At 60.2% G+C, this 21,932-nt stretch carries 21 protein-coding genes, 1 tRNA gene and 1 pseudogene; 14 read left to right on the forward strand and 9 right to left on the reverse strand.

Annotated elements, in window-relative coordinates; translation table 11 throughout:
- Positions 1–252: 252 nt before the first annotated feature.
- Genes G9C89_RS06585 through G9C89_RS06595 form a run of 3 tightly spaced genes read right to left on the reverse strand, consistent with a single transcriptional unit; the run spans position 253 to position 2,567 of the window.
- The gene (locus G9C89_RS06585) at positions 253–807 is read right to left on the reverse strand and encodes a peptidylprolyl isomerase (protein ID WP_172146512.1); all 555 of its coding nucleotides are present in this window, start codon (positions 805–807) and stop codon (positions 253–255) included.
- Complete coding sequence (locus tag G9C89_RS06590) at positions 801–1,628, reverse strand: alpha/beta fold hydrolase (protein ID WP_172146514.1); 828 nt, start codon at positions 1,626–1,628, stop codon at positions 801–803. Before G9C89_RS06590 ends, G9C89_RS06585 begins: the two co-directional genes overlap by 7 nt.
- 12 nt (positions 1,629–1,640) lie before the next feature.
- The gene (locus G9C89_RS06595) at positions 1,641–2,567 is read right to left on the reverse strand and encodes a LysR family transcriptional regulator (RefSeq protein WP_172146516.1); all 927 of its coding nucleotides are present in this window, start codon (positions 2,565–2,567) and stop codon (positions 1,641–1,643) included.
- A gap of 264 nt (positions 2,568–2,831) precedes the next feature.
- Here G9C89_RS06595 and G9C89_RS06600 point away from each other — a divergent pair, with 264 nt between their 5' ends.
- The 5 genes and pseudogenes from G9C89_RS06600 (at position 2,832) to G9C89_RS06620 (ending at position 5,999) form a co-directional block, all read left to right on the forward strand.
- Positions 2,832–3,146, forward strand: a complete 315-nt coding sequence (locus G9C89_RS06600; protein ID WP_172146518.1) for a 3-phosphoglycerate kinase — start codon at positions 2,832–2,834, stop codon at positions 3,144–3,146.
- Positions 3,147–3,304: 158 nt separating this feature from the next.
- Positions 3,305–3,904: an FMN-dependent NADH-azoreductase gene (locus G9C89_RS06605; protein ID WP_172146520.1), complete on the forward strand. Its 600-nt coding sequence runs from the start codon at positions 3,305–3,307 to the stop codon at positions 3,902–3,904.
- Positions 3,905–4,075: 171 nt separating this feature from the next.
- A pseudogene (locus G9C89_RS06610) lies at positions 4,076–4,402 on the forward strand (hypothetical protein); the annotation flags it as partial.
- On the forward strand, positions 4,399–5,289 hold the full coding sequence (rarD, locus tag G9C89_RS06615; RefSeq protein ID WP_172146521.1) for an EamA family transporter RarD: 891 nt from the start codon (positions 4,399–4,401) through the stop codon (positions 5,287–5,289). The pseudogene G9C89_RS06610 and the gene rarD, both read left to right, overlap by 4 nt.
- An 11-nt stretch (positions 5,290–5,300) precedes the next feature.
- Positions 5,301–5,999, forward strand: coding sequence for a cupin domain-containing protein (locus G9C89_RS06620; protein ID WP_172146522.1), 699 nt, complete (start codon positions 5,301–5,303; stop codon positions 5,997–5,999).
- On the opposite strand, the gene G9C89_RS06625 is transcribed toward G9C89_RS06620, so the two are convergent.
- Positions 5,969–6,385, reverse strand: a complete 417-nt coding sequence (locus G9C89_RS06625) for an anti-virulence regulator CigR family protein (protein ID WP_172146524.1) — start codon at positions 6,383–6,385, stop codon at positions 5,969–5,971. The genes G9C89_RS06620 and G9C89_RS06625 overlap by 31 nt on opposite strands.
- 174 nt (positions 6,386–6,559) lie before the next feature.
- Between G9C89_RS06625 and G9C89_RS06630 the strand changes: the two genes are divergently transcribed.
- On the forward strand, positions 6,560–7,918 hold the full coding sequence (locus tag G9C89_RS06630) for a DEAD/DEAH box helicase (protein ID WP_172146526.1): 1,359 nt from the start codon (positions 6,560–6,562) through the stop codon (positions 7,916–7,918).
- Between the two features lie 100 nt (positions 7,919–8,018).
- Here the strand turns inward: G9C89_RS06630 and G9C89_RS06635 are convergent, their stop codons facing one another.
- Positions 8,019–8,999, reverse strand: coding sequence for a zinc-dependent alcohol dehydrogenase family protein (locus G9C89_RS06635; protein ID WP_172146528.1), 981 nt, complete (start codon positions 8,997–8,999; stop codon positions 8,019–8,021).
- 326 nt (positions 9,000–9,325) lie between these two features.
- Here G9C89_RS06635 and G9C89_RS06640 point away from each other — a divergent pair, with 326 nt between their 5' ends.
- Together G9C89_RS06640 and G9C89_RS06645 are read left to right on the forward strand one after the other, a co-directional pair.
- Positions 9,326–10,081, forward strand: coding sequence for a substrate-binding periplasmic protein (locus G9C89_RS06640; protein ID WP_256674132.1), 756 nt, complete (start codon positions 9,326–9,328; stop codon positions 10,079–10,081).
- Positions 10,082–10,182: 101 nt separating this feature from the next.
- Positions 10,183–11,334, forward strand: a complete 1,152-nt coding sequence (locus G9C89_RS06645) for a PQQ-dependent sugar dehydrogenase (protein WP_172146530.1) — start codon at positions 10,183–10,185, stop codon at positions 11,332–11,334.
- Between the two features lie 17 nt (positions 11,335–11,351).
- On the opposite strand, the gene G9C89_RS06650 is transcribed toward G9C89_RS06645, so the two are convergent.
- Positions 11,352–13,568, reverse strand: coding sequence for an LTA synthase family protein (locus G9C89_RS06650; protein ID WP_315852797.1), 2,217 nt, complete (start codon positions 13,566–13,568; stop codon positions 11,352–11,354).
- Positions 13,569–13,785: 217 nt separating this feature from the next.
- Positions 13,786–13,974, reverse strand: a complete 189-nt coding sequence (locus tag G9C89_RS06655; RefSeq protein WP_170862154.1) for a hypothetical protein — start codon at positions 13,972–13,974, stop codon at positions 13,786–13,788.
- Between the two features lie 324 nt (positions 13,975–14,298).
- On the opposite strand from G9C89_RS06655, the gene G9C89_RS06660 reads away from it, so the two are divergent.
- The 3 genes from G9C89_RS06660 (at position 14,299) to G9C89_RS06670 (ending at position 16,773) form a co-directional block, all read left to right on the forward strand.
- Positions 14,299–15,141, forward strand: coding sequence for a CvfB family protein (locus G9C89_RS06660; RefSeq protein ID WP_172146534.1), 843 nt, complete (start codon positions 14,299–14,301; stop codon positions 15,139–15,141).
- 105 nt (positions 15,142–15,246) lie between these two features.
- Positions 15,247–15,322, forward strand: a tRNA-Thr gene (locus tag G9C89_RS06665).
- A 164-nt stretch (positions 15,323–15,486) separates the two neighbouring features.
- Positions 15,487–16,773 (forward strand): tyrosine-type recombinase/integrase, encoded by a 1,287-nt coding sequence (locus tag G9C89_RS06670; protein WP_172146537.1) that lies wholly within the window; start codon positions 15,487–15,489, stop codon positions 16,771–16,773.
- A gap of 150 nt (positions 16,774–16,923) precedes the next feature.
- Here G9C89_RS06670 and G9C89_RS06675 read toward each other — a convergent pair whose 3' ends face one another.
- The gene (locus G9C89_RS06675; RefSeq protein WP_172146540.1) at positions 16,924–17,295 is read right to left on the reverse strand and encodes a hypothetical protein; all 372 of its coding nucleotides are present in this window, start codon (positions 17,293–17,295) and stop codon (positions 16,924–16,926) included.
- A gap of 149 nt (positions 17,296–17,444) precedes the next feature.
- Here G9C89_RS06675 and G9C89_RS06680 point away from each other — a divergent pair, with 149 nt between their 5' ends.
- Both G9C89_RS06680 and G9C89_RS06685 read left to right on the forward strand, forming a co-directional pair.
- Positions 17,445–17,894 carry a hypothetical protein gene (locus G9C89_RS06680; RefSeq protein WP_172146543.1) on the forward strand — a complete coding sequence of 150 codons (450 nt, stop codon included), beginning with the start codon at positions 17,445–17,447 and terminating at the stop codon, positions 17,892–17,894.
- A gap of 483 nt (positions 17,895–18,377) precedes the next feature.
- On the forward strand, positions 18,378–18,863 hold the full coding sequence (locus G9C89_RS06685) for a hypothetical protein (protein ID WP_172146546.1): 486 nt from the start codon (positions 18,378–18,380) through the stop codon (positions 18,861–18,863).
- Between the two features lie 48 nt (positions 18,864–18,911).
- Here the strand turns inward: G9C89_RS06685 and G9C89_RS06690 are convergent, their stop codons facing one another.
- The gene (locus G9C89_RS06690; protein WP_172146549.1) at positions 18,912–19,112 is read right to left on the reverse strand and encodes a hypothetical protein; all 201 of its coding nucleotides are present in this window, start codon (positions 19,110–19,112) and stop codon (positions 18,912–18,914) included.
- A gap of 1,024 nt (positions 19,113–20,136) precedes the next feature.
- Here G9C89_RS06690 and G9C89_RS06695 point away from each other — a divergent pair.
- The gene (locus G9C89_RS06695; protein WP_172146552.1) at positions 20,137–21,786 is read left to right on the forward strand and encodes a hypothetical protein; all 1,650 of its coding nucleotides are present in this window, start codon (positions 20,137–20,139) and stop codon (positions 21,784–21,786) included.
- Positions 21,787–21,932 lie beyond the last annotated feature (146 nt).

The raw sequence follows: 21,932 nt of genomic DNA on the forward strand, positions 1-21,932 counted from the left end.
GTGAAAGATTCCCGCCTACTGCGAACGCCTCTGCGAACGCCTCCAAATGCCCGCTGCAGCGTTGCGCTACGTGAAAAGCAGGGTCATTTAGCTCACCAAACTCCCCCGCTTTTCACCCAGCGCGCCTTGCCGCGAACGCCTGGAGACGGCCTCACCATGGCGCTCGATATTTTCACAACCTCTGAGGCTCTGCGCGTGCGGTTACGCACTGGCGGTTGCCAAAAAGGGCGGGCGGCATGTGCCGCCTATGGGTTACAGACGCTTGGCTTCGAGAATCAGCACCGGCTCGCGCGGTACGTTCTGGTGGCCGCCACGATTGCTGGTCGGTACCTGGGCGATCTTGTCGACTACGTCCATGCCGCGCAGCACCTTGCCGAAGACCGCGTAACCGAAGTCGCGCGAGCTATGGTCGAGGAAGGCGTTGTCCTTGTGGTTGATGAAGAACTGGCTGGTGGCCGAGTCGCGCACCTGGGTTCGCGCCATGGCCAGGGTGCCGCGCACATTGTGCAGGCCGTTGTCGGCTTCGTTCTTGATCGGGGCTTGCGTCTGCTTCTGTTGCATGTCGGCGTCGAAGCCGCCGCCTTGCACCATGAATCCCGGAATCACCCGGTGAAACTGGGTGCCCGCGTAGTAACCGCTGTCCACGTAGCCGAGGAAGTTTTCCACGCTGACCGGGGCTTTTTCCGCATCCAGCTCGATTTCGATTTCGCCGAGGCTGGTGGTCAGCAGCACTTTCGGGTTCTCCGCAGCCAGCAGGCTGCTGGCAAACAGTACGGAGCAGGCGGCGAGGGCGAGTGTCTTCAGCATGTTTGTTGATCCTTTTGGAGGGGAGTGGAGGCGGCCTGTTCGACTTCTTCGAGGAAGGCCAGCAGGCTGCTGTTGAAGCGTTGCGGTTGATCCAGTGGTGTGGCGTGACGCGAGTCTTCGATCACCAGCAGGCGTGCGTCGGGCATTTCCTTGACGTAGGCCTCTTTCTGCGCGACTGGGGTGTAGTCGTGGTCGGCGGTGATCACCAGGGTAGGACAGGTGATGCGCGCCAGGCGTTCGCGCACACCCCAGCCGATGATGGCGTCGAGGCTGGCCAGGTAGGCGCGCTTGTCGTTCTGTGGCCAGCGCTCTTCGATCTTGCGCCGCAGTTCGGTTTGCTCGGGCTTGGGGAACAACAGGTTACCCAGTACCTTGGCGATGGTCTCCAGGCTGAACAGGCGCGACAGGCCCCAGCGTTTGGCGATTTCCAGGTAGTCGAGCGGGCTTTTCGCCTTCACTTCGGGGCCGCTGTTGACGATGCACAGGCTCTTTAGCAGTTCGGGGCGGTCGACGCCCAGCTGGAAGCCGATCATGCCGCCCATGGAGATGCCAACCAGATGCACCCTGTCGAGGCCCAGGTGTTCGATCAGTGCGCTCACATCTTCGGCAAAACCGGCGATGCTGTAGCGTTCGCGCGGCTTGTCCGAGCGGCCGTGACCGCGTATGTCGATGGCGATCACCCGGTAGTGCGCAGCCAGTTCGGGGATCTGATATTCCCAGTCGCGGGTGCTTGAACCCAGGCCGTGAATCAGCAGCACCGGCGCGCCCTTGCCGTACTCCTCGTAGTGCAACTGGCAACCGTCGTTATCGTAGTAGGGCATGGATGACTCCTGTCAGCTGGTTGGTTGGGGAGCGGCGAAGGGCGCACTGAGTGGTGCCGCGTCGAAGTTCTTGATCAGGTCTACGAGAATCTGGCTGGCCGGCCCCAGGGTCTTGTCCTTGTGGCTGTAGAGGGTAAAGCGTGGGTGGCTGCTGCCGCCCTGTTCCAGCTTCAGGGGTTTGAGGATACCTTCACACAACTCCCGATCGATCAGGTGGCGTGGCAGCCAGGCGAAACCGAGGCCGCTGCTGACGAAGCTGGCGGCGGTCGACAGGCTGCTGACCGTCCAGCGTTGCTCGGCACCCAGCCAGCCGACGTCGCGCGGTTTGCTGCGCCCCGAGTCGCGGATAACCACCTGCAACTGGTTCTGCAAATCCTCGAAGGTCAGCTTGCGTTGCATCTTGTGCAGCTGATGGTCGGGGTGGGCAACCGCGACGAATTCCACTTCGCTGAGTTCATGGCCCAGATAGCCGACCATGGACAGGCTGCTGATGGCCAGATCGGCGGTGCCTTCCAGCAGCACTTCCTCGACGCCCGACAGCACCTCCTCGCGCAGGCGCACGCGGCAGCCGCGACTCTGCGGGATGAAGGCGGCCAGCGCCCTGATCAGCCGTGCGGTCGGGTAGGCGGCGTCAACCACCAGGCGAACCTCGGCTTCCCAGCCCTGATCCATGTTGTAGGCCAGGTCTTCCAGCTGGCTGGCCTGCTTGACCAGTTGCCGCGAACGGCGCAACAGCACGTCGCCAGCCTCGGTGAGCACGGCCTTGCGCCCGTCGATGCGCAGCAACGGCACGCCGAGCTGTTCCTGCATCCGCGCAATGGTATAGCTGACCGAGGATTGCGAGCGATGCAGTACCTCGGCGGCCTGGGCAAAGCCACCCTGATCGACTACGGCCTGCAACGTACGCCATTGATCGAGGGTCACGCGGGGCGCTTTCATTATCCTCTCCTATTCACGCGAGCCGTTGGGTGCACTGAGAGCTTGTGAAAAAACTCTCGCCTACTGCGACCACCTCCAGACGCCCGCTGCTGACGTTGCGCCAGGTGAAAAGCAGGGTCATTTAGCTCACTAAACTCCCCTGCTTTTCACGTAGCGCGTCTTGCTGCGAACGCCTGGAGACGGTCTCGCTACGGCGCTCGATATTTTCACAACCTCTGAGGCGAACTCGCTCTAAACTGGCAGTCCCTTGTTGGAGACTGCCGCATGAAAAAAATTTGCTGTGTCCTGATCGCCTGGTTGCCGCTGGCCGCTTTCGCTTATCCGTTCGAGGTGGAAAAACAGCTCAACGGTGCCGAGGTGTCGGTCACGACCCAGGAAATCGATCACAACATGGGCGCCTTGCTGCTCTACAACTACGGTGAGACCGAGGCCGAGTGCACCGGGGTGTTCCGCAACGGCCCCGAGGCGCCGCGTACCCGCAAAGTATTGTTGGCGCCGGGGCAGAGCAGCAACCTGACGATGAAATTCGCCCGCAGCATCATCAAGCTGCGCGTGCAGTTGACCTGTGGCCTGAAATAACCACCGCCGTCATGAACATTAGCGATCCTAGTGCGAGGTGTTTAATAAATCAATTTTATAGATAGGTAAAAGCGATTATTTGCGCTTTTTAATCGATTGCTGTGTCTCTACTCTTTGCTCCATCGACGTTAACCAACCCCTCTCGATGGAGCAAAAATATGTCAAAAGTTCTGGTAATCGAAAGCAGCGCCCGCCAACAAGGCTCGGTTTCTCGTCAGCTCACCGAGCAATTCATCGCCCAGTGGCAAACTGTTCACCCCGCCGATCAAATCCAGGTTCGCGACCTGGCGGTCGAGCAAGTACCGCATCTGGATGCCAACCTGCTGGGCGGCTGGATGACCCCGGCCGATCAGCAGAGCGTCGCGGAGCAAAGCGCATTGGCCCTGTCCAACAAGCTCACCGATGAAGTGCTGGCTGCCGATGTGCTGGTGCTGGCCGCGCCCATGTACAACTTCGCCATTCCCAGCACCCTGAAAGCCTGGCTGGATCATGTGCTGCGTGCCGGCGTCACCTTCAAGTACACCGAAACCGGGCCGCAAGGCCTGCTCACGGGCAAGCGTGCCTTCGTCCTGACCGCCCGTGGCGGTATCTACGCTGGTGGCAACATGGATCATCAGGAACCCTACCTGCGTCAGGCGTTGGCCTTTATCGGCATTCACGACGTCAGCTTCATCCATGCCGAAGGCCTCAACCTGGGCGGCGAGTTTATGGAGAAGGGTCTGGCCGAGGCCAAGGCGCAGTTGGCACAAGTGGCCTAAAGTTCAAGTAACAGGCAACTCCCTTGGCGTCCCTCTGCTCCTGGGGCGCATGTACCCGGTCGATCGCTTTGGCGATTTGCCGGGTTTTTTTTGCTTATGTACCCGTTAACCGTTGCAAGCATGTCCAGGCGTGACGATCTACCTGCAGGAGCGGCCGCCCCGTCTTCGACGCTCGCCTTGCCGGCCCGCTTGCTGTTCGGTAACGCCGCTCGCTTACCCACCAGCGCCAGCCAGTGGTGGGTCTTGGCCTGGCTCGGTATGGTGGCGTCCGTGCTTGGTCTTTACTGGTGGAACAAGGGCGCGAGCCTGGTCGATGGCGGCACCCTGGCGGTGATGAACAACGCTCTGGTGCCGACGGGTCTGTTGGTCAATCTGTTGCTGTGGAACCGCGATGCCGATCTGTGGCGGTTGAGCCTGGGCGAGGCGGTGATTGCGAGTTCCCTGCTGTTGACCCGGGTCGGCAGTCGGCAGCTACTGGTGGCGAAGGAGATGCGATGAAGCTGTCCGGGCGTGGCGTGTCGCTATCGATTGGCGCCTCGATGCTGTTTGCCCTGATTCCCGGCTATGTGCAGCAACTGGCGCCGCTGGATGGTGTGCAGGTGTTCGCCCAACGGGTGCTCTGGTCGATTCCGGCGGTGTTGCTGCTGGTCGCCGTGGCCCGGCAATGGACGGTGCTGGCCGTGGCCCTCGGCCGCCTGCGCCATGAGCCGCGATTGTTGGCGGCCTTGCCACTGGCGGCGGCGCTGATTGGCGTGCAGTGGGCCTTGTTCGTCTGGGCACCGCTGGCCGGGCGCATGCTGGATGTGTCGCTGGGCTACTTTTTGCTGCCCTTGGCGATGGTGCTGGCCGGGCGGGTGTTCTACGGCGAGCGCCTGCGTCCGTTGCAGCAGTTGGCGGTGTTCTGTGCCTTGCTCGGCGTGCTGCATGAACTGTGGCGCCTGCAGGCATTTTCCTGGGTCACCCTGGTCACCGCGCTCGGCTATCCCCCGTACTTCATGTTGCGCCGCTGGATGCGCCTGGATGCCCTGTCCGGGTTTATCCTGGAAATGCTGGTGCTGGCGCCCTTGGCGGTCTGGCTGATCGTCGCCTGGGGGCCGGTGGCGGTGTTCACCCAGGCGCCGCAGCTGTGGTGGCTGCTGCCGGGGCTGGGCTTGCTCGGCGCCCTGGCGTTCGCGGCGATGATGGCGTCCAGCCGGTTGTTGCCGCTGGGGCTGTTTGGCATCCTCAGTTATGTCGAGCCAGTGCTGCTGTTTCTGGTGGCACTGCTGTTTCTCGGCGAAAGCTTCAATGCCCAGCAATGGCTGACCTATCTGCCGATCTGGCTGGCGGTGCTGCTGGTCGGCTGGGACAGCGCGCGTCTGCTGATCAAGCAGCGGCGTACCTGACGGGAGGTGACATGCAGATCAATGCCGACCTGGCCGAGCGGGTGGTGCTCGATACCCGGACTATCGACTGGCAGGCCTCGCCGTTGCCTGGTGTCGAGCGGCGTCCGCTGGAACGCTTTGCCGCGGAAAGCGGACGCGCCACCTCGATCGTGCGTTATGCGCCGGGTTCGCAGTTCCGTAGCCATCAGCATCCGCGAGGCGAGGAAATCCTGGTACTCGAAGGGGTCTTTGTCGATGAGCATGGCGCCTATCCTGCCGGCTACTGGCTGAAGAATCCGCCCGGCAGCAGCCATGCGCCGTCCAGCCCTGGCGGGTGCCTGCTGTTCGTCAAGCTGTGCTACCAGGAGCCGCAGGATCAGCAAACGCTGCGCATCGATACGCACCAGGCGCAGTGGCAGCCAGGTCTGGTGCCGGGTTTGAGGGTATTGCCACTGGCCAGCTTCGCGACGGTGCACACGACATTGGTGCGCTGGGCGCCAGGCACCGAGTTTCATGCGCACCAGCATCTTGGCGGGGAAGAAATCCTGGTGCTGGAGGGGGTGTTTCAGGATGAGTTCGGCGATTATCCCGCCGGCACCTGGCTGCGCAACCCGCACGGCTCGACGCATACACCGTTTTCCCGTGAGGGTTGCCTGATTTATGTAAAGGTCGGCCATCTGCTCGATGCGGGTGTGGCAGATCAGTCCAGCACGTTTCTCAGCACTTCGTAGATGATCCCGGTGGCAATCGCCACCAGTATCACGTCGGTGCCGGCCTGTTTCCATTCGTAGCCGTCATAGTGCGGCAGTTGGCTGCTCACCCGGCCGTCGAAGTTCTTGGCGATGCCAGGTGGCAGTGGTTTGCCGCGGGCCAGATTCTTGGCGATACCGGGTGGCAATGAGCTAACCGGGCCGATCAGTTCACGGTTGTCGCCCAGGACGATGCGTACGCGGCCGATATCGATGGTCGGGCCACTGAGGTGGACACTGACGTCGCCGTCATGGCCAGCGTCCGGTTTGCCATGGTTATCGGTTTTCGGCGCGGCGAAAACGCTCTGCGTGGCCAGGGCGATGGCCAGGCCGCTACAGATCAGCAGGGTGCGAGACGGGTTGGACATGCAGTTCTCCTGGGCCTTGGGACGGTTGTGCTGCCTGAATTGAGCGCGTTCATGGCGCTTTGTTCAAGTACCGAGGTGCCTGCTCTGTGCGGGTCTGCACAAAGAAATTCGGCCGCAGCGCGGGAAACCGTTACGCTATGCAGCTGATTTCCGTTTTTCGTCGAGGTTACCCCCGTGTTTTCCCAATTCGCCCTGCATGAACGTCTGCTGAAAGCCGTGGCTGCGCTGAACTTTACCGAGCCCACCCCGGTGCAGCTGGCGGCTATTCCGCTGGCGCTGCAAGGGCAGGATTTGCGGGTCACGGCACAGACCGGCAGCGGCAAGACGGCGGCCTTCGTCCTGCCGATGCTCAATCGCCTGTTGGGTGATGGTGCTTCCTCGCCGCGCATGAGTGTGCGCGCGATGATCATGCTGCCCACCCGTGAGCTGGCCCAGCAAACCCTCAAGGAAGTCGAGCGCTTCGCCCAGTTCACCTTCCTCAAGGCCGGTTTGATCACCGGTGGTGAGGATTTCAAGATGCAGGCCGCGATGCTGCGCCGGGTCGACATCCTGATCGGCACACCGGGTCGCCTGATCGAACACGCCAACGCCGGCAACCTGCTGCTCGATGAAGTGGAAGTGCTGGTGCTCGACGAAGCCGACCGCATGCTCGACATGGGTTTTGCCGAAGACGTGCAGCGTCTGAGCGAGCTGTGCAATGCCGAGCGCCAGACCCTGCTGTTCTCCGCGACCAGCGGTGGTGCGGGCCTGCGCGAGATCGTCGGCAAGGTACTCAAGGATCCGGAGCACCTGCAGCTCAATCGCGTCAGCCAGCTCAACGAAGGCACGCGTCAGCAGATCATCACCGCCGACCACAACCATCACAAGGAGCGCCTGGTCGAGTGGCTGCTGGCCAACGAAACCTACGAGAAGGCGATCATCTTCACCAATACCCGGGTGCAGGCCGACCGCCTGTATGGCAAGTTGGTGGCCCACGATTTCAAGGTGTTCGTGCTGCACGGCGAGAAGGACCAGAAGGATCGCAAGTTGGCCATCGACCGCCTCAAGCAGGGCGCGGTGAAAATCCTGGTTGCCACCGATGTGGCTGCGCGCGGCCTGGATGTCGACGGTCTGGATATGGTGATCAACTTCGACATGCCGCGTTCGGGTGACGAGTACGTGCACCGCATCGGCCGTACCGGCCGCGCCGGTGCCGAAGGCCTGGCGATTTCGCTGATCTGCCACAACGACTGGGCCTTGATGTCGAGCATCGAACGCTACCTCAAGCAGCGTTTCGAGCGGCGCAACATCAAGGACCTGAAGGGCATCTACCAGGGGCCGAAGAACCTCAAGGCGTCCGGCAAGGCGGTTGGGCCGAAGAAGAAAAAGGTCGACCCCAAGACCGGCAAGAAGCTGGCCGCGAAGAAACCGGCGGCCAAGGCGCCAAGCAAGCGCAATACCATCAACAAACCCAAGGTCGCGGCGCCGGAATTGGTCAGCCAGGATGGCTTGGCACCGCTCAAGCGGCGCAAGCCGGCGCCTGCGGCGGAGTAAGCCAGCGCTGTCTGCTAGGGTGGGTTTCAGCCCACCGACGTGGTCAACCGTGGCGGGCCGAAGCGGATCGCCGCCCGACCTACGGCACTACCAGGCCAATTTATTTCGGCACGATCAATATCTTGCCGTCGCGCTCGCCGCTGGCGGCCGCGGCCACCGCCTCCTTGATCTGGCTGACGTCATAGGTGGCCGCCACGCGGGTGTGCAGCTTGCCACTGGCGATCAGTTGGGTCAGCTCGCCGAATACCTGCATCTGCTCGGCCGGGGTGGCTTTCTGGAACCATTTGGCCAGCCAGAAGCCGCGCAGGCTCACGTCGCGGAACACGAAGGACGCCGGTGAAACCTGGCAGGGCTGGCGGCTCATCATGCCGTAGTTGACCAGCACGCCGCCCTCGCTGAGGCTCGCGGCCAGATGGTCGGTGGCCTCGCCGCCCACCGCATCGATGCCCAGGCGCACGGCTTCGTCGTCGGTGGCCGCGCGTACGCGCTTGGCCAGATCCGCGCCATCGACCAGCACCACGTCGCCGCCTTCGGCCTGCACCCCAGCCACTGCCGACTCACGGCGCACCACGTTGATGGTCTTGAAGCCGCGCAGCTTGGCCAGCTGGATCAGGTAGCTGCCGACGCCCGAGTTGGCGGCGTTCTGGATCACCCAGTCGCCGGGTTTGAGGTCGACGAACTGGCTGAGCAGCAGGGCGGCGGTCGGCGGATTGACGGTCAGCATCGCCAGTTGCAGCGGGTCGGCTTCTGGCAGCGGGATCAGCTTGTTCGCCGGGGCATTGAGGTGGCTGACCCAAGTGCCGCAGCCGACCGGCAGCAGCACCAGTTGGCCGACCTTGAGGTTGCTCACCTCCGCTCCCAGTTCTGTGACGCGGCCGACCCCTTCGTTGCCGCCAATCGCCGGCAGCGGCGGCAGCATGCCGTATTCGCCGGTGAGGGTGAGGACGTCGGAGGGGTTGATCGGCGCGGCCGCCACCTTGATCCGCACCTGGCCAGCGGCCGGTGGCGGTAGCTGCAGTTCGACCGCTTCGATCACCTCTTGCGGAACCGGGCCGCGGGTTTGGTATTCGGCTTTGAGCATGCTGCTTCTCCAGTTGATGGCGATTCATTCAGAGGACTGAGTCTAGTCCGGAGTGGCTATGCCGCGATGAATCCCGTTCAATAGATCCCTGTGATTGCACTTGGCTTGCTGCACCCGAGCCCGTGAAACCTTGACTGCCCTTTCCGGGTCGGAACTCTAGAGCACCTGGCCTTGGGCAAGGGAGGGTTTCGCGTTCGGCACGCCGAGCGGCCTGCTGAGGGGGAGGTGGGCGTGCAACCAGGATCTGATCGAGCGCCTGTTGCATCCACCGCCTGCACACACATGGGGTCGCAACCTGGCTGTACGTTCACCCTGAGTGGCCGTTTATGCTGCACGACAGCGCAACTAAGGGAACTGGCATGCAGTGGATGTTAGGGATGGTGCTGCTCTGGTTCAGTCTCGCAATTTCGGCTGAACCGTTGCGCCTGGGTATCGGGACGCACAAGCCGCCTTATGTGTTTGAAGGTGAGGCGCGGGGACTGGAGTACGAGATAGTGGCGGCTGCCGCGAAGCGCGCCGGCTTTGCCATGCAAGTCTTGTATATGCCGATGGAACGCCTGCACTGGCTGTTGCGCCGTGGCGAGATCGATGCCATCGCCACCACTAACCAGCAGAGCGGCATCGATGCCTTCTATTCCGAGCCGCATATCTACTACCAGAATGTTGCCGTGGCATTGCGCGCGCGCAACTACAAGATCGAGCGGATAGCCGATCTGGGCAATTACTCGGTCAGCACATTTCAACGTGCACGCTTCTTGCTCGGTAGCGAATTTCAGCGGATGGCGCAGAACAACCCGCGCTATCGCGAAGAGGCGCAGCAGATCGCGCGTAACCGCCTGCTCTACAGCGGGCGGATCGAAGTGGTGGTGGCGGATATACGGATCCTGCGCTATCTCAATCGTGAGGTGCTCGATCAGGTCGATGTCAGCCAGCCATTGACCGAATACTGGATCTTCGCGCCAACGCCCTATCAGGTCGGCTTTCGCCATGAGGCCCAGCGCGATCGCTTCAATCGAGGGCTTGCTGCCATTCGTGCGAGTGGCGAGTACCGCGCGATCGAGCGGCGTTACGCGATGTATTGAACTCGACATCTGGAGTAACGCCCCTGGGCTGCAAGTCGGACAGTGCTGGTGCATGATTCGAACATCCGGCTCCGCCACTTTCCGCCGCGAAGGAGAGAAGCATGCTGCATACACCCCTACTGGCGATTCTGGGCTTGAGCGGCGTGCTGCTGATGCCGCCGGCTACCGCGCAGGTCCGCGAATACCCCAGCGAACACGGCACCCTGCAGGTCAGCCAAGTGGTCGCCGGGCTGGAGCATCCCTGGAGCATGGCTTTTCTGCCTGATCGGCAAGGCCTGCTGGTCACCGAGCGGCCTGGGCGTTTGCGCCTGGTAACGCTGCAGGGCGTGCTGTCCGAGCCGATCAGCGGGGTGCCGGCCGTATACGCCAGAAGCCAGGGCGGGCTGCTCGATGTGGCGCTGTCGCCCGAGTTTGCCGAGGACCGCCTGGTTTATCTGTCCTATGCCGAGGCCGGTGATGGGGAGTACGCCGGTACTGCGGTCGGGCGCGCCAGGTTGTCCCCGGATAACCGCCAGCTGCAAGATTTTGAGGTGATTTTCCGCCAGCTGCCAAAACTGTCCAGCGGCGCGCATTTCGGTTCGCGGTTGGTGTTCGACCGCGACGGTCATCTGTTCATCGCCCTCGGCGAAAACAACCAGCGCTCGACCGCACAGGACCTCGACAAGCTGCAAGGCAAGGTGGTGCGCCTGCACCCGGACGGCAAAGTGCCGCGCGACAATCCCTTTGTCGGTCAGGCAGGCGTGCGCCCGGAAATCTGGTCTTACGGCCATCGCAACCAGCAAGGGGCGGCACTCAACCCCTCGACCGGGCAGTTGTGGACCCACGAGCATGGCCCGCGTGGCGGCGATGAGATCAACATCCCGCAAGCCGGCAAGAACTACGGCTGGCCGCTCGCCACCCATGGGCTCAACTATTCGTTCCTGCCGATTCCGGAAGCCCAGGGCAAGGCGGTCGCCGGCACCGAACCGCCGCACTATGTCTGGGAAAAGTCACCGGCAATCAGCGGCATGGCGTTCTATGACGGCGAGCGCCTTGCCGCCTGGCGAGGCAACCTGTTCATCGGTGCGCTGGTCGGGCAGGCGCTGATTCGCCTGGAATTGCGTGGCGATCAGGTGGTGCATGAGGAGCGTCTGCTGGAACAGCTCGATGCGCGCATCCGCGATGTGCGCCAGGGGCCGGATGGCTATCTCTATGTGCTGACCGACGCCAGCAACGGACAGTTGCTGCGCCTGGCCCTGCAGCCCCGGGAGTAAGCGCCGGTTTACGGCGCTCAGCGGGTCTTCTGGGCGTCGTCCTCGTCGGTCTTGGCCGCCAACAGCTTGGGTTTCAGCGGCCTGCTGGTCACGCTGAAATCGAGGATCTCGATGGCGCCTTTACCCTCGCCGAGCAGGTGGAAGGAGAACGCCTTGCGTGCGGCCAGGTTGTTGAAGCTGAAGCTGACCTCGATCGGCTTGTCCTGGGTCAGACGCGGCAGTTCAGGGATCGGCAGGGCCACGTCGCGCTCGAACTCCTTGGTTTTCAACTGCAGCGTGGCACCTCTGCTATCCATGCCGACGCCACGCACCTTCAGGGTGACGGTGGTTTGCGTGCCGCGGGGCAGCTCCAGGTACTGGGCGCCGACCAGACTGTCCGCCCAGTCGTCGCCGACTTTGCGTTTCAGCTTGATGCGTTTGCGGTTGGCGAACTGGTAGTGCAGTTGCGCCTGACCGTTGTGCAGGGATTGGTTGAGCAGGGTGGCGCGCTGGCTGACCAGGCGCGCCTCGCGGCCGCTGATACGGCCGAGGTAAGCCGCGCTATCGGCAATGAACCCACTGCTGGCATAGCGCCGGCAGACTTGCTGGAAGTCGCATTCGGTGAAGGTGCCCAGGCCGTCGTGCTGGCGCAGCATGCCGTTGGTGGCGGATAGCATGGCCCGCCCGCTGGTGTAGTCGCGCAGCAGCGAGCGGCCGGCGATATTTTCCGGGACTGGCAGGGCGAAATAGTCGAGCACCGAAGCCGTCAGGTCGACGTGCCCGTAGACGCCAGTCTTCAGCGCCGGCAGTTGCGCCTGCTCCGGCGCCAGCAGCAGGTTGAAGCCCCAGGCCGACGCCAGGCGCACGTTTTCCACGCCATGGGATTCGTCGGAGGTGATCAGTACCAGGGTGTCCTTGAGCACGCCCTGTTTCTCCAGCCCGACGAGGAAATCCGCCACGGCATCGTCCAGGTAGGCGACTACTGCCTGCTTGGCGGTCGGGTAGCGGTCAAGGTAGTCCTGCGGTGCCGAGTAGGGCTGGTGGGTGCCGACGGTGAGCAGAGTGAGCATCCAGGGGCGTTTCTGCTGGCGCAGTTGCTTCACATACTTCAGGGCGCCTTCGAAATAGGTCTTGTCGTCCACGCCCCAGCCGAATTCCAGGTAGGGTTTTTTCTTGAACCAGTCGCGGCCCAGGGTCTTGTCGAAGCCCATGCGCGGCATGATCTGGTCCTTGGCCATGAAGCGCAGTCCGGCGCCTTGCAGGTAATGGGTGGTGAAACCGCGCTGGCGCAGCTGCGCCGGAAGGCACTGCTCGCTGCGCTGGGGATTGCCGAGCAGTTCGATGCCTTTTGGCGTGCCGGAGTCGAGCTTGCTGTAATCGCCGCAGAGCATGGCGTACAGGCCGCGAATGGTCTGGTGGCTGTGCAGCACATAGTCCGGGGTGAGCATGCCGCGCTCGGCCCACTGGCTGAGCCGCGGCATCAGCGCCTGCCGATAGCTGCTGCGCAGCGCCTTGCGGCTGGCGTCGATATAGGCGCCCGGGATGCCTTCCAGGGTGATGATCAGCACATTGCGCGCCTGTCCCGGGTGGTCGAGCAGCGGTGTGCCGGCGAGGTCGAGCTGGTTGAACGCGCTGATGTCCGGCGGGCTGCTGGGTTGGTCGCCGGCCAGCCAGTCCTCGAGGCGTAACTGTCCGGCGCTCAGGCTTTCTGCCAGCATCTTGTGCGGCAGGTTGAACTGCAGCCATTGGGCGGCTTCGCTGGGGCTGCGGTACTGGTAGACGGCATGAGTCACCAGTAATGACAGCGGGGCCAGCAGCCAGACCAGTTTGATGCCTTGCCGCGGCGGTGCGCTCGGCCGCCGGCTCAGCAGCAGGTGCAGGGCGATACCAAACGTCAGCGCCAGGGCCAACAAGGGGTGGCTCAGGCCACCGCCCTGGGTCGAGTGACGGACGAATTGGGCATCGCCCAGGTAGTGCAGATCTGCCGGCTCGGGCATGCGCCCGACCGCGCTGACCAGTTCGGCACTGCTCAGGCTGAAACTGCACCAGATCAGGAGCACGGGCAGGCGCAGCAACCAGCTGCGGCCGTGCAGCAGGATCAGCAGCAGGCTACCGATGGCCAGATCCGACAGGTAACCGAACGGGTGCGACCAGCCCAGCCCGTAGCGACTGACCAGTGGGATCACGATCAATACCAAGGCCAATGTCAGCGGGGCGCTGGCCGGGTGCTGCAGCCAATGGCTGGGTGGGCGCACGGAGACTCCAGAGGTAGTTGTCATAGATGTAGAGATGTAGATGATCGACAGCAGTGCCGAGTTCACCGCAGAGCGCGATTAGACATGATTCTGAAACATGCGTGTGCTAACCGCCAGTGGGGGCAGTTGAATTCACTGAAATAGAGGGGAGAGGATGAAGCATTAGCCCAGCGCCTTGTCTGGGGGAGCAAAGCGCTGCGGGGCTAAGGTAAGTCGGCTATTTCTTGCCGATGGTGATCTGCTTGGAAGCGCCGTAGACCTGGCCACTGACACCCTTGGCGATCTGCTGGATTTCACCGCCGGAGTTCAAGAAGGCGGCGATCTGTGCATCAATCGAGGCGCTGGTTTCGACGGCTGGAGCTGGCTTGGGCTTGCTGTTTGATGCTTTAACGCGCATGGCGGCCATTAACCTATTTAAAAATTAATTTGGCCGCCGATTGTACACGAACGACTTGACAATTACTTGGTAAATAACGCTGGCAACTCAAGTTGCGACTATACCGGTGATTTGCCGAATGGATGAATAGTGCTGATGGCACTGAGTAAACCATTGTTTTATCAGCGCTCTATTAGAGACGTGAGCTGCCTGTCGGTTCTCGCTGACGGGCGCTTTCCGCTGGTCGGATCGCTTCGGGCGCCCTGGCCAGTCCCGGTGAGTCCGCGTGTCGACGCCAGGAAACCAGGCCGCAACTCAGGTAGAATGTCCGGCTCGCAACGAGGGTAGGGCACCATGGCTGTAATCGGACGAATGAATAGTTTGCAGGTCGTGAAACACACCGACTTTGGCCTGTATCTGGATGGCGGCGCGGATGGCGAAATATTGCTGCCCAAGCGCTATATCCCCAAAGACACGCCAAGTGAGGTGGAAGACTGGCTGAATGTATTTATTTACCTGGACAGCGATGACAAGCTGATTGCCACCACGGAAACCCCGAAAGTGCAGGTCGGTCAATTTGCCAGCCTGAAAGTGGTGGATATCAACCGCGTCGGTTTATTTCTCGACTGGGGGTTGCCGAAAGATCTGCTCTTGCCCCATTCGGAAGAGAAGCGCCCGCTGCAAGTTGGCGACTACTGCGTGGTCTACGTGTTTGTCGACAAGCGCAGCAAGCGCATCACCGCCACTGCGCGCCTGGATCGTTACCTGGACACCGTGCCGGCCACCTACACGGTCGGTCAGGAAGTCGGCCTGCTGGTGGTCGAGTCCACCGACATGGGCTTCAAGGCGATCATCAACGGCAAACACTGGGGCCTGATCCACAAGAACGAACTGTTCAAGTTCCTGCGCAGTGGCATGCAGGAGAAGGGCTTCATCAAGGAAGTGCGTGCCGACGGTAAGATCAGCCTGAGCCTGCAGGCGGTTGGGCAGGAAGCGGCGAGCAGCCTGGGCGAGCAGATCCTGGCCAAGCTGCGCGAGCACGATGGCGTGCTGCCCCTCAATGACAAGAGTTCGCCAGAAGCCATCAGCGCCCTGTTTCGCGTCAGCAAAGGCAACTTCAAGAAGGCCATCGGCGGCTTGTACAAACAGGGTCGCATCGTGATTTACGACGACCACATCGAACTGGCCGCCAAGTAACGGCGTTTCCCCCGGCAGAGGGTGCGCTGGGTGTGCCTCAGCACCGGTTTTTTACAAAACCCGCTTGAGCGCCCGCGGACTCCATTGAATAATGCCCAGGCTTTTGCCGTTGTAGCTCAGTTGGTAGAGCACGTCATTCGTAATGATGGGGTCGGGGGTTCGATTCCTCTCAACGGCACCAATACTATGTTTCAGCATGTTCCCGTATGATGCTGAAACCCTCATAAACCGGCCGTCGTAGCCGGTTTTTTATTCCTGCTTGTTTCTCTATGTCCCCGTATAGCCGTTGATGCCGTGTATGCCTGCTTGTATGCTTCTGAGTAACGCGAACTTAGGCATACAAAAATGAAGCGAGCAGGCATCAAGCGGCGCCCCCTGGCTGACACTGTTCTGGCGACTCTGGAGCCCGAGGCCGCGGCATATCGCGAGGCTGACGGCAACGGTCTGTACTTCCGAGTGAAGCCCAACGGCACCAAGTCGTGGGAGCTGCGCTACAAGAAGCCTGACGGCAAGTGGTCTTGGCACGGTCTGGGCGGGTATCCCGATCTGTCTGGCTCCAGAGCGCGAGAGAAGGCAGGGGAGGCGCGCAAGCTGCTGTCTGATGGCGTTGATCCGGTTGCACGCAAGACCGCCGCCAGAATGGCCGAAGCAATCGCCGCCGCTAACACCTTCCGAGCAGCCGCCGAGGAGTGGTATGCCGCCAAGGAGGCAGACGGCAAGGCCGAAAGCACGCTTTGGCGCATTCGCCTCTACCTTGATAAGGACATCCTGCCGGCGTTGGGCGATAAACCACTGAGGGAGATTACTCGCACTGACTGCGCCCAGCTGCAGGCCACGATCGAGGGGCGCGGAGCGCACAACATATCGGCCAAAGCCAGGGGCTGGGTTAATCAGATATTCGGGCGCGCGATAGGCCGTGGTCTGTGTGAGAACAATCCGGCATCGAATCTGGTGGACATTGCTGCATCTGCTCCGAAGTCCAAGCAACACCCGCACCTGTTAGAGCCTGAGCTGCCAGTCTTTCTGCATAGCCTGCGTGCGACCACTAGCCGCTTGCCAGCCCGTACCGCCACTTGGATGTGCCTGTGGACTGCGAGCCGGCCCGGCATGGTGCGCTGGGCGGAGTGGACAGAGATCGACTTTGAGAAGGCCCTGTGGACTATCCCTGCTGCCAAGATGAAGGCCCGCCGTGATCATATGGTGCCCCTGCCACGACAGATGCTGGATGCCCTGCGCGAGCTGCAACGCATGACCGGTCGCAGCCGCTACCTGTTCCCAGGTATTGGCCCCAAGAAGCCCGTGATGAGCGAGAACACCATTAACCTGACGCTCTCCAAGGTCGGCTATCGCGGCAAGCTGGTAGGGCATGGCAGCCGCCACACTGCGAGCACGCTGCTACGCGAACACGGATGGCTCAAAGAGCACGTCGAAGCGCAGTTGGCGCACAAGGAAGCAGGCGTCTCCGGTATCTACAACCAGGCCCAGTACCTGCCTCAGCGCCGCGCCATGATGCAGTGGTATGCCGATTATCTCGACTGCCTGGCTAATGACATGACACCAGTACTGCGCGCAGAGTTTGACCGCCAAGTAAACGTGATCGAAGGCAACGTGGTGGAAATCAAGCGCGCATGAGTAAACCGCAGCGACCATAAACTGGATAACCCGAGGCTTTGCTGTCTAGGTTCCAGATTGGTAAGGCTGCTACTGAGTCCTTGTCAATCAGTGGGGGCAGCGGTTCTGCACGCTATGAATTAGCTACATTCCGCTGACCGGCCAAAATCTTTAGACGTGCCTGCTACGCCACCCCTGGTGCTCAAAGGCAATGCGGTTCATCACGCACGGGGGAATGGCAAATCCTTGAATGCTTGTTGTGAGCGTTTCGCTTCCTTCGGCAAGCAAGGTGAAGTGGTTGTATCGACGAAAATTCATACCCCGGCCAGGGTAGTTATTCAGGGTGATCTCCCATGAGTTTTCGTCTGAATAAAAGCCTGCGATCTGTGACCAATTTGATTGGATGCCAGCCCCAGTGATTCCTTCAGGAGTTAGGCAGAAAATTTCTATCCCATTTTCCTGCCCAATAGGTGTGGCATAGATCCGACCGTTTGGCGCGATAGGCGGGAAGTAGCAACCGCTACCAATATGGCGAAATTCCATTGTGCTGCTCCGCATAGAGGATGTCCCAGGACACCCTATGGCTGCTTGCGGATAACCCAAGCCTCGGCGGCTGAAAGCGAGACCGTTGTACACGCTTGGGATTTGCTTTGATCGGGGCACTGTGAAGTCTCCAACCCGAGGAGACGAACATGAACCCCGTGCAATGCCTCATCAATTCAATCTTGATCGCTCTGCGCCGGCAGTCGGAGGCGTACACCACAGTGGTTTACCCAACCAGAGGGCGTGCAGTCGTCCTGCGGGACGATCTCGGAATCGCGTTTGAGCGCAAATGGTATGAGTGCGCCGTCGACGAACAGGGTGAAGTGCCCGCACCTATGGACATCTTCGACACACAAATGGATCTACTGAGCGTTGACCAAGCTGCCTGGATTGTGAGCTGCGCAAATGCCTGGATGGATGGTGGCCGCATCACGGTCAACCCGGCCACCGGCTTGCCCATGGTTGATGGCGCTATCGGTGTGATGGGTAACCCTCTGGGAATGGATCTGCATGACCTTGACGGATTCTCAGGGGATTTCGCCGGTATGGATATTAGCGGTCATGACGGCTGTAGCCTTTCCTCGGACAGCACCTTTTGAATTGTCTAAGCCGCCTGCCGCCAGCGTGGTCAAGAGACCACAGACAGCGTAGCTTGGGATCTCGGTTTGCTGTGCAATTTGGATCGTGTGACTGCTCGACAACTAGTCCGTAGCGGAGCGCTGACACCGGGGGCATATCCGCTTATTCTGCCGTATTGGTGGCCGATGCTGGGAGGAGGGCCGGTCATTTGTGTCGTTCTGTCGGTGGTTTGTATGGGCTTTGTGGCAAACGGGTTGGAGCACGCAGAGAGGCGAAATTGATCGGGTCAGAAAAGCCGAATCCAGTAATCCCGGGAAAGTTACTCACCGTGATTGAGGGAGGGGTCTTTTAATTTTCGCCACGGCTGATTGCTCGCTACCCACTATCAGGCTGGCATTTGCCGCCTGCTGTGGATAATTGCGCAATTACCCTGCGCTGCGTAGCTTGGGATTTGGTTGGCCTGTGCTATCACCGAGTAGATCATCTGTATGGGAGCCCCTCTGATGAAAAGTTTGCCTCTTCGGACCGATGCCATCGGACTCATTTTTTCCACGCTACTGCTGTTGGCAGTGCTTCTGCTCGGTGCATGGGCTATGTGGATGTGGTGGTACATTGCGCAACTGCCGACAGACCAGGCTGGTGAGATCGGTTTAGCTGTTCGTCTGGCACCGGTGGCCACGACGCTGGTGGTGGTTTGCCTCTGGATGGGAGGTCTATTGCTGACGGTTGGCCGGGCATTAGTGTTGCCGGTGGTCGGCCATTATCGGTGGCGGTTTGGCTGCTGCCTTGCCGCCACATTCGGTATTTTCCTTGTAGCGTTGCGGATGTTGATGATGCGCCCCTACCAGTGGGGGGAGCAGGACGAGCAGATGCTGCTTCTGGGCGGCTTCATTGGCGGGTTACTGATTGCTATCGCGCTTGTCGGAGTTGTTGGTTACTGGGTTGCTGGCAGGCTGGATGCTCGGTATCAAACAAACTCTTTGTGCTGAGCTATTGGTGTCATGCCTAGGCGAGGAGGGGCGTGGTCACAGCCTCTGTCAGCAGTTAGCGAACCACCTGTAAAATCGATACCCGGCGTAAACAGCAAGTACATAGGTCATCCAGGTGAGCAGTTCATACTTATGTTCGATGCCCAGCCACCACTGAATCTTCATCAGAAAAGCACCTACTAAAATGCAGGCAAGAACGCCAAGTCCAATACCCAGTAGGGCATACACCTGCGCTTGCAGCGTAGGCATGCTGCCATCCCAGTTCTCGCTTAGGCAAAACGGGCAGTGATTTGAAACCGGTCTACCTCCGCCCCAGCCTTGGTAGCTGCGGCTGTAGCTTGTCCTCGGAACCATCATTTTTCCGCAGCATTGACACATGACCAACGAATGACGCATTCGACACCTCCCGCTTCCTGACGTGCCTCTACGATCCGACAGAGTTGGGGAAACCCAAGTCATGAACCGCACTTCGTCGTCATGAGAGACGTCGGATGACGATGCCTGTAGAGTCAAGAGCGGCATCGTCGTCACCAGAGGCGACAAGCAGCGAAGCATGCGGCCTGACCCCTGAGGCGTCGTCACCAGGCACAGCAAATGACGACAAGACTATTTACTGTTAGTGGTTTTGCGCGAGTACGGGACAAGGTTTTCATCACCACGGCACTTCCTTCACGACCTGGCTTTCCGTGAAGACTGCTCGAGGCATATCGGGGGCTCTTTTTCTCTTTTGATCGGAATTCTGTATATCACCTCAAGGCTTCTAGCACTCTGAACAGCTTGCATGCGGGTCAGATAGACCTGCTGCCGCTGGGGCAGCTTTGGATTGGCGAGCTTGGTGATCGCTTTTGTCGCTTGGGTTTCCACACAGAAAATTCCCCGTGAGCAGCCCTCCGATCAGGAGAGTTTTTTCGTGTGCGCTGCAGATGTGGCAACAGATGGTCGTCAAATGACGACGTGTGAATCGCGCAAACCGGCTTCCTTGGTTGGGTAGGTAACGGATGTACGACAGATGACGACGACAACTAGCTCATCGTCCGTAGATCCGTGCTCGCTCGTGCTGGCCTGGTTTACGATTTTGACCTTGAAGGACTCAGGGCAAATGTGGTTCGATCTGTGCTGGGCGACTTGCAGGCGCCTGCCACCCGCTATAGCGAACCCCAGTGGGGACTGCTCTAAGACCTTTTTCATGCGTATCACCCTTGTGCTGAAAGCGGCCGCAAGGGGTATTAGCGGGTGATGCCTGATTGGCTGCGCAAGCACGTGAGGATGACGTATGAGCAGCTATTCCCAGCGCCTTGAGGCGCATCTGAAAAATCGCGCACAGCGTATCAAGAAAACTTCCCAGCTTAGCCATGGCCATGCGCTCGACCAGGCCGCGATTGATTTCGGCTTTTCCGGTTGGAAGCAGGCCACCTCTCACATGGTTTGGGCAGATGGCCAGGTTGCAGAGGCGCTGGTTTCACTGTCAGACCTGGTTCAGCGCCGCGCCGAAGAGCTACGTCTCCAGGCTGGATACCCCCATGTTCTTGAAGATAGAACTGGGATCAATTATGAGCCTGGCTCCAAGACTCAACGCCAGGATTTGGCCGAGCGTTTGGTCATGCTCGATCTATTCGACTCGGTGAACGCACCTCTCGAGCACCGGTGCCAGTCGGCAGCCGCACAACTGTGGTTCCGTCCGGTGCTCGACTATGAGGATGCGGTGCGTCATGCCCAGGATGGGCAGTGGGCGTTGCGTCGTCATTCGGTCTCAATCTCTCGGAACAAGCCTGAAGAATCTGCATCCAGCACTGATGTGGCTGCGGCTGGAGATCATGAATTGCCATCGCCGGGGCTCGTATACCTGGATCTTCTTTCTACGTTACATGGCTTCTATTCCCTCTCAATCCTGCGAGTCCTGGCTGGAAAGCCCGAAGATGTGCTCAGCCATCCGTGCTTCAAGGAATTCTTTCGCCACGCAGTCGTTGCATGGCGAAAGAGAGGTTCTGACTACCCGCTGGATCATCTACTTGAGTATGTAGCTGCATCGGTAGGCGACCTACCCCGAGAGAGCCAAGTGGATCCTGCCAATCTTATCTGGATAGGTGTGCATGAGTTAGAAGGCCGCATGAGAGAAGGGGTATCCATGCTTGCCGGTATTCCTAATCATCCTCGCTTGCGGCGACCGGTCAATCCACTAGGAGAGAACGAGCATAGTCAGGTTGCGCAATGCCTGCGCCAGTTGCAGTTGTTTGCCTCCGGTAAGAAGAATCTGCACGGGCGAATCTACAAGCTGTTGCAGGAGCTGGCTCAATGGATGGGGGCGGAGACGGGAAGCCCTGAGGTTGCGGAAAAGTGTTACTTGGTTGGTGGTCCCCGGTACCTTCCATTTAGGTTTCTTGCACCGGCACAGGAGGTAGACGTCCGCGCGCTGCTGGCAAGAGTCGATCAGGCTATCAGAATGGGGTATGAGGACTGCTCACCCAAAAGAAAGCTGTTAGCGCAGGTGAGCAAGATCGACGGCCTGTTCGAGAGTTGGATGGCGCGCACAGCCGGGCATTGGCTAAAGGTAGATCGCAAGCTGCTGATGAACTCATCAGGACTGGTTGCAGTTGATGTCTCAGAAGAGCCGAGCTTTGAGCCTGGCTCGCCCTGGAAGCCTGTTCAACTGATGGGAACGTCTCGGGAGGCTGAGTTAATCGAGGTGCTCAGGCCTCATCTTTTTGAGGTTTGGCGCGAAGAAGATTTGGCGGAGGATGTCTCCTTTGATCCTGCTGATCCAGATGCCGAACAGTCTCTGCTTGAGCATCTCGAAAACCTGTCATTCTTCCGCTACGTCGGTCAGGCGCGAACCAGCAGGCAATTCCTAATTGAGGTGCGAGAAGCATTTTTCTTTCAGCCGGTGCACGTTTGGTTCAAGCAGAGGTTGATTGAGATGCGGTAGCGGGCTCAATTGCGGCGGGTTCGGATATAGGAGGTAGGTGCGGATTTCTACCTGTAACCCAGCTGACTGTCGGAATATCTTGTCACTGCCAGAACGGGTGGGGGAAGATAAATCGCGTAACAGGACAGGTACTTTTCCGGAAACCC

Source organism: Pseudomonas tumuqii, assembly GCF_013184545.1.
Classification (GTDB): domain Bacteria; phylum Pseudomonadota; class Gammaproteobacteria; order Pseudomonadales; family Pseudomonadaceae; genus Aquipseudomonas; species Aquipseudomonas tumuqii.

Bases quoted from the DNA above. Each gene is read 5' to 3' on its own strand.
- G9C89_RS06585 (WP_172146512.1), bottom strand. From the start codon at position 807: ATGCTGAAGACACTCGCCCTCGCCGCCTGCTCCGTACTGTTTGCCAGC.
- G9C89_RS06590 (WP_172146514.1), bottom strand. From the start codon at position 1,628: ATGCCCTACTACGATAACGACGGTTGCCAGTTGCACTACGAGGAGTAC.
- G9C89_RS06595 (WP_172146516.1), bottom strand. From the start codon at position 2,567: ATGAAAGCGCCCCGCGTGACCCTCGATCAATGGCGTACGTTGCAGGCC.
- G9C89_RS06600 (WP_172146518.1), top strand. From the start codon at position 2,832: ATGAAAAAAATTTGCTGTGTCCTGATCGCCTGGTTGCCGCTGGCCGCT.
- G9C89_RS06605 (WP_172146520.1), top strand. From the start codon at position 3,305: ATGTCAAAAGTTCTGGTAATCGAAAGCAGCGCCCGCCAACAAGGCTCG.
- rarD (WP_172146521.1), top strand. From the start codon at position 4,399: ATGAAGCTGTCCGGGCGTGGCGTGTCGCTATCGATTGGCGCCTCGATG.
- G9C89_RS06620 (WP_172146522.1), top strand. From the start codon at position 5,301: ATGCAGATCAATGCCGACCTGGCCGAGCGGGTGGTGCTCGATACCCGG.
- G9C89_RS06625 (WP_172146524.1), bottom strand. From the start codon at position 6,385: ATGTCCAACCCGTCTCGCACCCTGCTGATCTGTAGCGGCCTGGCCATC.
- G9C89_RS06635 (WP_172146528.1), bottom strand. From the start codon at position 8,999: ATGCTCAAAGCCGAATACCAAACCCGCGGCCCGGTTCCGCAAGAGGTG.
- G9C89_RS06640 (WP_256674132.1), top strand. From the start codon at position 9,326: ATGCTGCACGACAGCGCAACTAAGGGAACTGGCATGCAGTGGATGTTA.
- G9C89_RS06645 (WP_172146530.1), top strand. From the start codon at position 10,183: ATGCTGCATACACCCCTACTGGCGATTCTGGGCTTGAGCGGCGTGCTG.
- G9C89_RS06655 (WP_170862154.1), bottom strand. From the start codon at position 13,974: ATGGCCGCCATGCGCGTTAAAGCATCAAACAGCAAGCCCAAGCCAGCT.
- G9C89_RS06660 (WP_172146534.1), top strand. From the start codon at position 14,299: ATGGCTGTAATCGGACGAATGAATAGTTTGCAGGTCGTGAAACACACC.
- G9C89_RS06670 (WP_172146537.1), top strand. From the start codon at position 15,487: ATGAAGCGAGCAGGCATCAAGCGGCGCCCCCTGGCTGACACTGTTCTG.
- G9C89_RS06675 (WP_172146540.1), bottom strand. From the start codon at position 17,295: ATGGAATTTCGCCATATTGGTAGCGGTTGCTACTTCCCGCCTATCGCG.
- G9C89_RS06680 (WP_172146543.1), top strand. From the start codon at position 17,445: ATGAACCCCGTGCAATGCCTCATCAATTCAATCTTGATCGCTCTGCGC.
- G9C89_RS06685 (WP_172146546.1), top strand. From the start codon at position 18,378: ATGAAAAGTTTGCCTCTTCGGACCGATGCCATCGGACTCATTTTTTCC.
- G9C89_RS06690 (WP_172146549.1), bottom strand. From the start codon at position 19,112: ATGCCTACGCTGCAAGCGCAGGTGTATGCCCTACTGGGTATTGGACTT.
- G9C89_RS06695 (WP_172146552.1), top strand. From the start codon at position 20,137: ATGAGCAGCTATTCCCAGCGCCTTGAGGCGCATCTGAAAAATCGCGCA.